Origin of the sequence: Pseudomonas sp. 22189 (assembly GCF_052045635.1) — a bacterium.
Lineage (GTDB): Bacteria > Pseudomonadota > Gammaproteobacteria > Pseudomonadales > Pseudomonadaceae > Aquipseudomonas > Aquipseudomonas parakoreensis.
Window position 1 is genome coordinate 76,886 of record NZ_JBQEPG010000023.1, and the last position, 12,621, is coordinate 89,506.

The 12,621-nt window shown below is 60.1% G+C and carries 10 protein-coding genes; 2 read left to right on the plus strand and 8 right to left on the minus strand.

Features of this window, described 5'->3' with window-relative positions:
- Positions 1–16 precede the first annotated feature (16 nt).
- Together ACTJKS_RS21975 and ACTJKS_RS21980 are read right to left on the minus strand one after the other, a co-directional pair.
- Entirely contained in the window at positions 17–1,807 is a 1,791-nt protein-coding gene (locus ACTJKS_RS21975) for a bifunctional diguanylate cyclase/phosphodiesterase (RefSeq protein WP_262948053.1), read from the minus strand.
- A 133-nt stretch (positions 1,808–1,940) separates the two neighbouring features.
- A complete protein-coding gene (locus ACTJKS_RS21980; RefSeq protein WP_161794910.1) occupies positions 1,941–4,025 on the minus strand; it encodes a carboxy terminal-processing peptidase in 2,085 nt (694 codons plus the stop codon).
- Between the two features lie 138 nt (positions 4,026–4,163).
- On the opposite strand from ACTJKS_RS21980, the gene ACTJKS_RS21985 reads away from it, so the two are divergent.
- A complete protein-coding gene (locus ACTJKS_RS21985; protein ID WP_262948052.1) occupies positions 4,164–5,126 on the plus strand; it encodes a zinc-binding dehydrogenase in 963 nt (320 codons plus the stop codon).
- A gap of 97 nt (positions 5,127–5,223) precedes the next feature.
- Here ACTJKS_RS21985 and ACTJKS_RS21990 read toward each other — a convergent pair whose 3' ends face one another.
- The 6 genes from ACTJKS_RS21990 to ACTJKS_RS22015 form a co-directional block, all read right to left on the minus strand.
- The gene (locus tag ACTJKS_RS21990) at positions 5,224–5,877 is read right to left on the minus strand and encodes an HAD family hydrolase (protein WP_108182112.1); all 654 of its coding nucleotides are present in this window, start codon (positions 5,875–5,877) and stop codon (positions 5,224–5,226) included.
- 34 nt (positions 5,878–5,911) lie between these two features.
- On the minus strand, positions 5,912–6,901 hold the full coding sequence (locus ACTJKS_RS21995) for an ABC transporter ATP-binding protein (RefSeq protein ID WP_262948051.1): 990 nt from the start codon (positions 6,899–6,901) through the stop codon (positions 5,912–5,914).
- Entirely contained in the window at positions 6,898–7,698 is an 801-nt protein-coding gene (locus ACTJKS_RS22000) for an ABC transporter permease (protein WP_007965346.1), read from the minus strand. The genes ACTJKS_RS21995 and ACTJKS_RS22000 overlap by 4 nt, the downstream gene beginning before the upstream one ends.
- Positions 7,685–8,521 (minus strand): ABC transporter permease, encoded by an 837-nt coding sequence (locus tag ACTJKS_RS22005; RefSeq protein ID WP_262948089.1) that lies wholly within the window; start codon positions 8,519–8,521, stop codon positions 7,685–7,687. The genes ACTJKS_RS22000 and ACTJKS_RS22005 overlap by 14 nt, the downstream gene beginning before the upstream one ends.
- Positions 8,522–8,526: 5 nt before the next feature.
- On the minus strand, positions 8,527–9,333 hold the full coding sequence (locus ACTJKS_RS22010) for an alkaline phosphatase family protein (RefSeq protein ID WP_047292932.1): 807 nt from the start codon (positions 9,331–9,333) through the stop codon (positions 8,527–8,529).
- Between the two features lie 133 nt (positions 9,334–9,466).
- Complete coding sequence (locus ACTJKS_RS22015; RefSeq protein WP_041071914.1) at positions 9,467–10,534, minus strand: ABC transporter substrate-binding protein; 1,068 nt, start codon at positions 10,532–10,534, stop codon at positions 9,467–9,469.
- A 352-nt stretch (positions 10,535–10,886) separates the two neighbouring features.
- Between ACTJKS_RS22015 and ACTJKS_RS22020 the strand changes: the two genes are divergently transcribed.
- The gene (locus tag ACTJKS_RS22020) at positions 10,887–11,600 is read left to right on the plus strand and encodes a UTRA domain-containing protein (RefSeq protein ID WP_007965348.1); all 714 of its coding nucleotides are present in this window, start codon (positions 10,887–10,889) and stop codon (positions 11,598–11,600) included.
- Positions 11,601–12,621: the final 1,021 nt, after the last annotated feature.

Consider the following 12,621-nt stretch of genomic DNA (forward strand, 5'->3'; position numbering starts at 1 on the left):
CGATTATTTGAAAACATCAACGATGGCCAGAAACGAGGGCTTCGGTAAACGGTAGAGCATCCATACTTTCAATCACATGCACGCTATACCCCGGAACATTCTTCGCATGATGCTTCGCCTGCGAAGCCATTTCCGCGAGTTGGCTGGCATCCAGTTCTGCGCAGGCTGCGGGGTGCAAGTGGACGACGCCGATGGAGAGTGACAACAACGGATACTCCTGCCGAGTCCCTTGGCGATTCGGCGCGATGAAGCAGCCAGCCTCAAGATGCTCCGGGCGATAGAAACGGCGGCATTGGCTCTGGAAGTCGTCGAGTAGTTGATTGAGGCGTTTGCGCCAGTCTTCCGGGCCGAGCACCAGCAGGAAGTCGTCGCCGCCGATGTGGCCGACGAAGTCGCGGGACGGGTCGACGCGTTCGTTCAGGCATTGCGCCAGGCACAGCAGGACTTCGTCGCCACGGCCGTAGCCGTAGATGTCGTTGAAGGGTTTGAAGCTGTCGATGTCGACGTAGCAGATGATCGACTCGCGGCCCTGTTGCAGCAGGCGGGTCAGGCATTGCTGGATCGGTACGTTGCCGGGCAGCAGGGTCAGCGGGTTGGCGTAGCGTGCCTGCTGGATTTTCAATTCGGTGATCAGTTTGAGCACGTCGATCACCCGACCGAGGCCGAGATAGCCGCCGTTGAGGGTGATGATGAAATCTTCTTCGATGCGCTGCCGGGCGCGGCTGGTGATCAGGCGGCTGACCTGTTGCAGCGACTGGCTCATTTCCACGGCGAGGAAGTCGTCGTTCATCAGGCGGCTGATCGGTTTGCGTGCGAACAGGTCGGTGGCGAACGGTTTGAGCAGCGCGTCGGACAACGAATGGCGATGGACGATGCCGCACGGCTGGCCCTGTTCGTCGAGCACTGCCAGTGAATTCAGATTGGCCTGGCGGCGGAAGGCCTCCAGCACCGTCGCGGTTGGTGTGTCGCGATGCACCGCCGGTTGGTCGTTGAGCAGGGCGCTGAGGTCGCTGCCTTCGTCGTTCAATGCCACGGCGCTGCTGTCGTGTTTCGGCATCAAGGCCCGGGCGTCGCGGGGCGGATGCTCCTGTGGACGACCGAGCAGGTAACCCTGTACCAGATCGACGCCCATTTCGGTCAGCACCGCCAGTTCCTCTGGCAACTCGATCCCCTCGGCAATCACCTGCGCCCTTGAGGCCTTGGCGATTTGCAGGATCGAGCCGACGAACTCTCGTTTCAACGCGTCCTGATGAATGCCGTCGATAAAGTGCCGGTCGATCTTCACGTAATCCGGGCGCAGTTCTGACCACAGACGCAGGCTCGAATAGCCGGCGCCCAAGTCATCCAGCGCAATCGAAAAGCCCATCGCCCGATAGTGATGCAGGGCGGTTTGCAGCAACTGGAAATCGTCGATCGGCGTCTGTTCGGTGAGTTCGATCACTACTTGGCTCGGTGGAATGCCGAAGTCCTGCAGCAGTTGCAGGGTCCGTCCCGGTTGGTGCGCGGCTTCGAGCAGGGACTCCGGCGAGACGTTGAGGAACAGCTTGCCCGGCAATTGCTGCTCGTTGAAACGACGGCAGGCAGACTGGCGGCAGGCGATCTCCAGTTCGCTCAAGCGGCCGGCCTGACGCGCCACGGCAAACAGCGCGATAGGCGAGTGTAGCGGGCTGTTGGACGGGCCTCGGGTAAGGGCTTCGTAGCCGAGAATGCGGCGCTCGGAGAGACAGATGATCGGCTGGAACAGGCTGTGCAAACCGCTTTGAGTCAGGATCGAGCTCAAGGCACTCAGCTGTTCGGTCGTGGTCATGGCAATCTCTGGCGATAAAAAAAGGACTGGGAGCGCTCTTGCTTGAAGAGGCGCTCCCAGTCCTTTATTTCACGACAGAATGATGACTGTTTGATGACGCTCCGGGGAGCGTCACCACTAAATTGCCATCATCTTACTTCTTGGCCACCTGGTTGCTCAGCTTCAGGTAATCCAGCAGCACGCGTCCGGTTTCGCTCAGGTAGGCGTCGTCTTCTGGTTTGACCTTGTCCGGCTCAGCCGCAGCCAGCGCGTCTTCATCTTCTTTCTTCAGCTCTTTGAGCGGCTCTTCGCCTTTGGCTTTGCGACGGATGTTTTCCATCGCCAGTTGCTTGGCATCGATGTCCGCGTGCTGGGCACGACGATCGGCTTCGTTGAGGCTGACGGTTTTTTCTTCCATCAACTTCTGCGCCAGGGCCAGCTTGTCGCGGATGAACACGAACTCGGCGTCTTTGGCGCTGCGTGCGTCGTGCTCGGACTTGAGCTGCGCGAGGAACGGTTTGAACGGATCGGAGGCCGGCTTGATTGCCGCCTTGATGGTGTCCCACGGCATGGCTTCCGGCAGGGCACTTTCGCCGATTTCCTTGGTGTCGATGATCGACGGGTAGTCGATGTCCGGCAGTACGCCCTGATGCTGGGTGCTCTGCCCGGAAACCCGGTAGAACTTGGCCAGGGTCAGTTTCAGTTCGCCATGGTTCAGCGGCTGAATGGTCTGTACGGTGCCTTTGCCGAAGGTCTGGCCACCGATGATCAATGCGCGATGGTAGTCCTGCATGGCGCCGGCGAAGATCTCCGAAGCCGACGCGGACAGGCGGTTGACCAGCAGTGCCATCGGGCCTTTGTAGAACGCGCCCGGGTTTTCATCTTCGAGGACATCGACGCGGCCATCGGCATTACGCACGAGGACGGTCGGGCCCTTGTCGATGAACAGGCTGGTCAGTTCGGTGGCTTCCTGCAGGGAGCCGCCGCCGTTGTTGCGCAGGTCGATGACCACGCCGTCGACTTTCTCTTTCTGCAGTTCGGTCAGCAGTTTCTTGACGTCACGGGTGGTGCTCTTGTAATCCGGATCACCGGCACGGAACGCCTTGAAGTCGAGGTAGAAAGCCGGGATCTCAATGACGCCGAGCTTGTAGTCCTTGCCGTCCTGTTTCAGGTTCAGCACGGACTTTTTCACCGCCTGGTCTTCAAGCTTCACCGCTTCGCGAGTGATCGGCACGATCTTGCTGGTCTGGTCGTTCGGCGCATTGCTCGCCGGAATCACTTCCAGGCGCACCACGGTGCCTTTCGGGCCGCGGATCAGCTTGACCACTTCGTCCAGACGCCAGCCCACCACGTCGACCATCTCTTTGTTGCCCTGGGCAACGCCGATGATCTTGTCGGCCGGTGCGACCTGTTTGGTCTTGTCGGCCGGGCCTGCCGGCACCAGACGTACGACTTTCACTTGATCGTTGTCGCTCTGCAACACGGCGCCGATGCCCTCCAGGGACAGGCTCATGTTGATGTCGAAGTTCTCCGCGTTATCCGGCGACAGATAGTTGGTGTGCGGGTCGTAGGACATGGCGAAGGTGTTGATGTACGCTTGGAAGATGTCTTCCGCGCGGGTCTGATCGAGGCGCGCCAACTGATTCTTGTAGCGCTTGGTCAGGGTTTCCTGGATCTGCTTGGAATCCTTGCCGGCAATCTTCTGCCGCAGCACTTCGTCCTTGACGCGTTTGCGCCACAGGTCGTCGAGTTCAGCGGTGGATTTGAGCCAAGGGGCGTCCTTGCGATCGATCAGCAGGGTCTCCTTGGTGGTGAAATCCATCTTGTCGACGCCCTTGTTCAGCTCCGCAATGGCGAAGTCCAGACGCGCCTTGACGCGATCCAGATAGCGCTTGTAGATGGTGAACCCGGCGTTGAGGTCGCCGCTTTTGAGGAAGTCGTCGAACTGGGTCTTCCACTTGTCGAATTCGGCGATGTCGCTGGCCATGAAATAGCTGCGCGACGGGTCCAGCAGCTTGATGTAGCTGTCGTAGATGATCACCGAGCGCGCATCGTCGAGCGGCGGCTTGCTGTAGTGGTGACGCTTGAGCAACTCGACGACGTTGAGACTGGCGATCACTTCGTCGCGATCAGGCTGCAAGTTGTCCCAGCTGTTGGCTGCGAAGGTTTTGCCCGACATCGGCAACAAGCCGATACCGATGAAAAGAGCGAGGGCGGTGCTGGGGAGCAAATGCTTCATGCTGATTCGACGCGGGGACAATTGATAACGCATATTAGGCCGTCTTTGAAGTCGCCGGTTCTACGAGAGCCGGTCGCATAATGCAAAAAGCCCGGCGCTACAGCTTCGGGCTCAGTCCAGACTCACTATGGAGGCACTGTGAAGGCATTGCAAGGCGTTGAAGGTCAAGTGGCATGGGTTGAAGAGCCGAGTCCGGCATGTGATGTAGGACAAGTGCGCATTCGTGTGGCGGCAGCCGGCCTCAATCGCGCCGATTTATTACAGAAAGCCGGGCTTTATCCACCGCCGCCCGGTGCCAGTCAGGTGCTCGGTCTTGAGTGCTCCGGGGTGATCAGCGAAGTCGGCGCCGGCTCGTCCTGGCAGGTCGGCGACCGGGTCTGCGCGTTGCTGGCCGGGGGCGCAATGGCTGAAGAGGTGGTCGTCGACGGACGGCACGTGCTGCCGGTGCCCGAAGGTGTTTCGTTGATCGAGGCCGCAGCATTACCCGAGGTTTATGCAACGGTCTGGCTCAACGTGTTTCAACTGGCGGCGTTGAAACCGGGCGAGAAGGTTCTGCTGCATGCTGGCGCGAGTGGAATTGGTTCAGCCGCCATTCAGCTGTGCAAGGCGTTTGGCAATCCCTGTTGGGTCAGCGTTGGCTCGCCCGAGCGTCTGGCCTACTGTGAAGCGCTGGGCGCCCAGGGCGGGGTGGTGCGCAGCGATGACCTGGAGAGTCTGCGCGACTTCGGTCCGTTTGACGTGATCCTCGATCCGGTCGGCGGTAATTACGCCGCGCTCAACCTCAAGCTGACGGCGCTGGACGGTCGTTGGGTGCTGATCGGCCTGATGGGCGGGCGTGAGGCGAAACTGGACCTGGCGCAGGTTCTGGCCAAGCGAGTGCAGTTGCTTGGTTCGACGTTGCGCAGTCGCGATGATCAGTTCAAGGCCGATCTGTTCAGCGACTTGAGCCAGCATGTGTGGCCCCTGTTTGCCGAGGGGCGGTTGAGTCCGCAACTGGCGAAAACCTTTCCGGTGAAAGACGCCGAGGCGGCGTTTGCCGAGCTGGCGAGCAATACGGTTTCGGGGAAAGTGGTGCTGGTGATTGACGACAGTCTGAGCTGATTGGAAGGGCAAGATCAAAAGATCGCAGCCTGCGGCAGCTCCTACAGTGGGAGGGTGTACACCCTGTAGGAGCTGCCGCAGGCTGCGATCGTTGTTTTTACTTCCAGAGATGGATCGGCCAGCCGGCTTTTTCGGCGTGCTCCAGCAACACCGGATCCGGATTCACCACATGCGGGAAATCCACCTTCAGCAGCAACGGCAGATCATTGCGTGAATCTGAATAGAAACTCGCGCCTTCCAGGTTCTCTTCCTCGGCGTCCAGCCATTCCAGCAGGCGGGTGATCTTGCCTTCGCGGTAGGTCAGGGTGCCGACGGTCTGGCCAGTGTAAACGCCGTGCGCGACGTCCAGTTCGATGCCGAGAATTTCATCGATGCCCAGGCGTTCGGCAATCGGTTTGACCAGGTGCGTGCCCGAGGCCGAGATCACCAGAATCCGGTCACCGGCCTTGCGATGGGCGGCGATGGTTTTGGTCGCGTCGCTGAAGATGATCGGTTCGATAAAGTCTTCGACCCATGGGCCGACCAGGTGCTCGAGCTCTTCCGGGGTACGCCCGATCATCGGCTCGAGGCTGAACGCCATGAATTCTTCCATGCGCAATTTGCCATGGCTGTAGGCGTCCATCAGCTCGTTGTTCTTGCGCATGAACGACTCGGGATCGACCCAGCCCAGGCGCCCCATCTGCTCGCTCCAGAGGGTGGCGCAGTCGCCGTGGATCAGGGTTTCGTCCAGATCAAAAATTGCCAGGGCCATCAGTGCAGTTCTCTCTTCAACGTCAGCAAAGTCATCAGGCTACCTCACACAGGGCCGTCGGATCGATGGAAAGCGCCAGACGCTGACCGTCGGGATGCAGATCCGCCGCCGAGCGGTTGAGCACGTCGACCAGCAGTTCCACGCCGCGTGCTTCGACCCGGTAGCGGATCACGTTGCCGAGCAGGCTGTGGCTGCGGATCTGCGCGTCGAGTTCGCCATTGAGGCTCAGTTCGATGGCTTCCGGGCGAATCGCGATGCGGTGGCTGATCGGCCGTTGCAACAGCTTTGAGGCACTGTCGGCGTCGAGCAGGTTGTAGTTGCCGATGAAGCCGGCGGCGAACACATCGACCGGTGCGGTGTAGAGGGTTTCGGCGTCTCCGCTTTGCACGATCTTTCCCTGGTTCATCAGGAAAATCCGGTCGGACATGGTCAGCGCTTCTTCCTGGTCGTGGGTGACGAAGATGGTGGTCAGGCCGAGTTCGCGCTGGATCTGGCGGATCTGTTCGCGCAGGTGTTTGCGGATTCGCGCATCCAGCGCCGACAGCGGTTCATCCAGCAACAACAGGCGTGGGCGGGTGACCAAGGAGCGGGCGAGGGCGACACGCTGGCATTGGCCACCGGACAACTGATGCGGATAGCGGCTGGCGAAGTCGTGCAGTTCAACCATTTTCAACACTTCGCTGACGCGTTTGTGACTGTCGTCAGGATTGACCTTCTGCATACGCAGGCCGAAGGCGACGTTCTGCTCGACGGTCATGTTGGGGAACAGCGCGTAGCTCTGGAACACCATGCCGATCCCGCGTTTCTGCGGGCTCAGCGGCACGATGTCGACGCCATCAAGGAGGATCTTGCCGCCATCCACCGGCGTCAGCCCGGCGATACAACGCAGCAGGGTGGACTTGCCGCAACCGGACGGGCCGAGCAGGGTGACGAACTCGCCTTTGTTGATTTCGCAGTTGATGTCGCTGAACACCGTGGTGCCCGCGTAGTTTTTCTGCAGGTGTTGGACGCTGACGTAGCTCATTCGCTTTTGTCCTTGTTCAAGATGTTGGCGATCCAGGTCAGGACCAGCACGAAAAAGAAGTACGAGATCACCAGCGCACTGGTGAAGTGGCCGCTGCTGTTGCGCATGTTGTTCAGGTACACCTGCAGGGTTTCGTAGCGCGTGCCGACGAGGATGTTGGCGAACACGAATTCCCCGAACAGGAACGAGAACGACAGCAGCAGCGCGACCATCAGGCCTTTGCGCAGGTTCGGCAGTACCACCAGAAACGCGGCCTGAAAGGTGCTGGCGCCGAGCAGTTGCGCGGCGTCCATCAGGTCGCGCAGGTTGATCGCCTGCAGGTTGTTGGTGATCGCCCGGTACATGAACGGCAGCGCCACGGTGAAGTAGCAACCGATCAGGATCCACGGCGTACCGACCATCGCCAGCGGCCCCGAACCGTACAGTTGCAACAGGCCTACCGACGACACCACTGGCGGCACCGCGAAGGGCAGCAGGATCAGGATGTTCATCAGCGCATCGAGTTTCGGGAAGTGGTAATGCACCACGAACAGCAACGGCAGGATCAGCACCACCGACAGCACCAGCGCGCCCACGCACACCAGCAGCGACTGGCCGAAAGCATGCAGAAAGCGCGGATCGCTCCACAGCTGGAGGTACCACTTGAAGGTGAAACCGCTGGGCAGGATGGTCGCCGACCAGCTGCTGGCGATCGAATAGATCAGCGTGCCCACCAGCGGCAGCAGCAGGATCGCGAACAGCAAATAAACCACGACGCGGTGGTAGACGCCGGCCGGGCCGGATTCAGCGCGAGACATGGTAGCTCCTCTTCAGCAGCAATTGATGCACGACGGTGACGAGGGTCATCAACGCCACCAGCACCACGGCCAGGGCGCTGGCCAGATTCGGATCGAGGGAAATATCCCCGGAAACCATTGCCGCGATGCGGATCGGCAGCACGTTGAAGTTACCGGTGGTCAAGGCGTACACCGTGGCGTAGGCGCCGAGAGCGTTGGCCAGCAGGATCACAAATGTACCGAGCAGTGCCGGAGTCAGCACCGGCAGACCAATATGCCGCCAGAACTGCCAGCCGTTGGCGCCGAGCAGCGCAGCGGATTCGCGCCAGTCTTCACGCAAGGCGTCGAAGGCCGGGTAGAGCAGCAGCACGCCGAGGGGAATCTGGAAGTAGGTATAGAGGATGATCAGGCCGGTTTTCGAGTACAGGTTGAAGTCCTGAATGATCCCGGCCTGCTTGAGCATGATCGTGATGCTGCCGTTGAAGCCGAGCAGGATGATGAACGCGAAGGCCAGGGGCACGCCGGCGAAGTTGCTGGTCATGTTGGCGAAGGCATTCACGAAGTTGCGCAGTTTCGAGTCGACCCGACGCAATGAGTACGCGCCGAGCACGGCGATGATGATGCCGAACACACTCGACCAGAAACTGATCTCCAGGCTGTACTGAATCGCCTGCAGATAGAACTTGGAACTGAAGATCTTGCTGAAGTTGGCGAAGCCCCAGCCGAATTCTTCCGATTGCAGGCTGTTGATCATCACCCAGACCAGCGGGGCGATTTCGAACACGATAAAGAACAGGGCGAACGGCACCAGGCACAGGGCTGCCTGCCATTTGCCGCGAGTCATGGCATTCACTTGAGCAGCTCCCGGCATACAGGTTTGTCGTGGGGGGCGCCGAGCAGTTCGCAGACGGTGCCGCAGATCTCGGTTTGTTTCGGCGCGGCATCAATATTGAAGCTGAAGGCGTCACCGAAAACGAACAGCGGCACCTGCCGCTCTTCCGGTAACAGGCCGTTGTGCGAGCGGTCGTTGTTCATGCCGTGGTCGGCGGTAACCAGTACCTGATAGCCCGCATCGAGCCAGCCTTGCAGGTAGTCGGCGAGGATGATGTCCGCCGAGCGTGCGCTATTGCGGTATTGCGTGGAGTCGAGGCCGTGCTTGTGGCCGGCGTCGTCGATGTTCATCGGGTGAATCAGCAGAAAGTTCGGCGCATGGCGCAGGCGCAGGTTTTCCGCGTCGGCAAACAGGTGCGAATCCGGGTAGTGATCGCTCCAGTAGAAATGGCCGTGCTGGATCGGCAATGACAGATTTTCGGTGTGCCGGTCGCGGGCCACGACGAACGGCGAGCGGTTATACAGCTCGCTGACCCAGTGATAGGCCGCTGCGGCGGTTTTCAGGCCGGCGTCGCGGGCGTAGTGATAGATGCTGCGCTGGTTGGACAGACGCGCGACGTTGTTGTGGACGATGCCACTGTCGATCGGCGGCACGCCGGTGAGGATGCATTCGTAAAGCGGTCGGGACAGGGCCGGCAACTCGCACTCCAACTGATAGAGTGCGGCGCGTCCTGCGCCAACGTAAGCCTGCAGATGCCCCATGGCGTGACGCGCGACCTCGTAGTTGAGACCGTCGAGCACGACAAGGATGACGTTGTGCTTCATAGGGGCAAAAACTCCGAAAACAAAACTTGGATCGTTCAATGTAGGAGCTGCCGCAGGCTGCGATCTTTTGACTCTGCCTTTTAAAAGCAAGATCAAAAGATCGCAGCCTGCGGCAGCTCCTACAGATGAAGGATTACTTCATCTCGACGATGACTTCTTCGTTCCACTTCTGCGGCAGGGCCTTGGAGGTTTTTTCCCACGCGTCGGCGTCCTTGATTGGCGTGACCTTCTTGTACTGCTCGTTTGGCAGCAGCTTGGCCTTCACGTCTTCCGGCAGTTGCAGATGTTCGGCACGGATCGGACGGGCGTTGCCGCGCGCCAGGTTGGTCTGGCCGGCGTCGCTGAAGATGTATTCGCGGGTCAGCTTGGCGGCGTTCGGGTTTTTTGCGTACTTGTTGATGATGGTGGTGTAGCCGGAAATCACCGAGCCGTCGGACGGGATCAGCACCACGTAGTCATCCGGGTTGGCCATCTTGGCCTTATAACTCAGGCCGTTGAAGTCCCAGACCACGCCGACTTCGATCTCGCCTTTTTCCATGGTGGCGATGGTCGGATTGGCCATCGACAGGCGACCTTGCTTGGCGATGTCTGCAAACAGCAGCAGGGCCGGCTGGAGGTTCTTCTCGTCGCCACCGTTGGCCAGGGCAGCGGCCAGTACGCCGTTGGCGGCTTGCGCGGCGGTGCTCACGTCACCGATGGAAACCTTGTATTTGCCACCCTTGAGGTCAGCCCATTTGGTCGGTACTTCGGAACCGTGCAGCAGCTTCTTGTTGACGATGAAGGCGATGGTGCCGGTGTAGGCCAGTGCCCAGTTGCCGTCCTTGTCCTTGGCCCAGGCCGGCACCTGATCCCAGGTGCTCGGTTTGTACGGTTGCACCACGCCCTGCTTGACCGCGATCGGGCCGAAGGCGGCGCCAACGTCGCCAATGTCGGCGGTGGCGTTGTCTTTTTCAGCGGCGAACTTGGCGATTTCCTGGGCCGAGCTCATGTCGGTGTCAATGTGTTTCAGGCCGTAGGTCTTGGCCAGGTCTTCCCAGGTGCCTTTCCAGTTGGCCCAGTCATCGGGCATGCCGACGCTGTTGACGGCGCCTTCCGCTTTCGCAGCGGCTTCGAGGGTTTTCAGATCGGTGTCGGCCGCCATGGCGGCGGTGCACATTGCAATGGTCGAGCCTAACAGTGTTGCCAGGAAAAGCTGTTTCATTCCGAAGCTCCTTGGTCGTGTTCAACGCTGCGATTGCGGTTTGTGTTGGTCTAGGTCAGCAATACCTGAGCCAATTTAAGCGGGCTGGATGACACTTTGATGTCGGCGGTCGCCCGGCAGGCCTTTTATTTGCCCGGTTTCGGCGCTTGCCCGCTAAGCGTAGACCAAGGTCAAAGCCCCGGCAGACAAGGCACTTGGCCGATGTATTGCAAGTCATGAAGGCGACCGTCGGGCGGGTTTGTCATCTCTCGGTCATCTGCACTGCCTAGGCTTGCAAGACATGGAAACGGCTTGCAGGCCGTACGGTTTTTGCCCCGAAACAGTGCTGGTCTAGTCCAGATAGGTAACGTTGATGCGCGATGAGGCAACAAAAGCGGTGACAGCCATCGGCCAGGTGCTGCAGGAGCAGCTCGATCATGGCCTGTTGGCGCCGGGCAGCAAGCTGCCGGCCGAGCGCAAGCTCAGTGAGTTGTTCGGCACCACGCGCATCACGGTGCGTGAGGCGTTGTTGCAGCTGGAGGCGCAGGGGCAGATTTATCGCGAGGAGCGCCGTGGCTGGTTCGTTTCGCCGCCGCGTCTGGCGTACAACCTGATGCAGCGCAGTCACTTTCACGCGATGGTCAGTGCACAGGGGCGGGTGCCGTCGACCGAGGTGATTTCGGCGCGGTTGCAGCCGGCGTCGGTGGCGGTGTGTGCGTTGTTGCAGTTGCCTGCTTTGTCGAGCGTGATTCAGATTTGTCGGTCGCGGCGGATTGACGGGCGGCTGGTGCTGTATGTGGAGCACTATCTGAATCCGCAGTATTTTCCGGGGATTCTGGGGTTTGATTTGAATCAGTCGATGACCGAGTTGTATGCGCGGCATTACGATTTGCGCTATGGGCGGGTGCGGTTCGAGATTGTGCCGACGTCGTTGTCGGTGGATGCGGCGGCGGCTTTGCGCGTGTCTGTCGGGAGTCCGGGGTTACGGATTGCTCGGGTCAATTATGATCAGCATGAGCGGTTGATTGATTGTGATCTGGAGTTTTGGCGGCATGATGCGATTCATGTGGGGGTTGATGTGGTTTGACCTTGGCGGCCTTTGGGCCGACCAGGCTGTTGGGTTCTGTGTGAATATCCGTTGCTTCGGGTGCTGCCGCTGACGGTTTCGCTCTTACAGCGAGTCCCTTTGGCAAACGCCCCAAAGGAACCAAAGGTCTGTGCCCTGACGTTCGGCCCGCTCGCTAAAGCTCGGGGTTCCTTCGCTCCGGTATCGATCCGGGCGCATCGCCTCCGGTTTGCTTCGCTGCACCTCCTCTCGATGTGTTCGACTTCGTCGAACGGTCGCTTCGCTCCCACCCCCGGATCAATCCCTCCGCTCAGCCTGCCGACGGGCCGGTGAGTCAAGATCAAGAGCTTTCGGCGAGCTGACACTCGGCCATTGAGTGGTGAAGAGCCTGCGGTCGGCTTTTGCTTTGCTGTAGGGGGTGAGCCTGCTCGCGATGGCGGCCTGAAAGCCGACCAATCACCAACTGCCTGCACTCAATCCAACTGTGGGAGCTGGCCTGCCAGTGGTGGTGACCTCCCAGCCGACCAACTCCAACAGCCCACACCCAATCCACTGTGGGAGCGAGCTTGCTCGCGAAGGCGGCCTGACAGCCGACCAATCTCCAACTGCCTGCACCCAATCCCACTGTGGGAGCTGGCTTGCCAGCGATGGCGGCCTGACAGCCGACCAATCTCTAACTGCCTGCACCCAATCTCTCTGTGGGAGCTGGCCTGCCAGTGATGGTGACCTCCCAGCCGACCAATCTCCAACTGCCTGCACTCAATCCAACTGTGGGAGCTGGCTTGCCAGCGATGGCGGCCTGACAGCCGACCAATCTCTAACTGCCTGCACCCAATCTCTCTGTGGGAGCTGGCCGGCCAGTGATGGTGACCTCCCAGCCGACCAATCTCCAACTGCCTGCACTCAATCCAACTGTGGGAGCTGGCTTGCCAGTGATGGCGGCCTGACAGCCGACCAATCTCTAACTGCCTGCACCCAATCTCTCTGTGGGAGCTGGCCTGCCAGTGATGGTGACCTCCCAGCCGACCAATCTCCAACTGCC

What these genes read in the sequence shown, in the direction of transcription:
- ACTJKS_RS22005 (WP_262948089.1), bottom strand. Translation starts at nt 8,521, where the DNA reads ATGACTCGCGGCAAATGGCAGGCAGCCCTGTGCCTGGTGCCGTTCGCC.
- ACTJKS_RS21995 (WP_262948051.1), bottom strand. Translation starts at nt 6,901, where the DNA reads ATGAGCTACGTCAGCGTCCAACACCTGCAGAAAAACTACGCGGGCACC.
- ACTJKS_RS21975 (WP_262948053.1), bottom strand. Translation starts at nt 1,807, where the DNA reads ATGACCACGACCGAACAGCTGAGTGCCTTGAGCTCGATCCTGACTCAA.
- ACTJKS_RS21980 (WP_161794910.1), bottom strand. Translation starts at nt 4,025, where the DNA reads ATGAAGCATTTGCTCCCCAGCACCGCCCTCGCTCTTTTCATCGGTATC.
- ACTJKS_RS22015 (WP_041071914.1), bottom strand. Translation starts at nt 10,534, where the DNA reads ATGAAACAGCTTTTCCTGGCAACACTGTTAGGCTCGACCATTGCAATG.
- ACTJKS_RS22000 (WP_007965346.1), bottom strand. Translation starts at nt 7,698, where the DNA reads ATGTCTCGCGCTGAATCCGGCCCGGCCGGCGTCTACCACCGCGTCGTG.
- ACTJKS_RS21990 (WP_108182112.1), bottom strand. Translation starts at nt 5,877, where the DNA reads ATGGCCCTGGCAATTTTTGATCTGGACGAAACCCTGATCCACGGCGAC.
- ACTJKS_RS22020 (WP_007965348.1), top strand. Translation starts at nt 10,887, where the DNA reads ATGCGCGATGAGGCAACAAAAGCGGTGACAGCCATCGGCCAGGTGCTG.
- ACTJKS_RS22010 (WP_047292932.1), bottom strand. Translation starts at nt 9,333, where the DNA reads ATGAAGCACAACGTCATCCTTGTCGTGCTCGACGGTCTCAACTACGAG.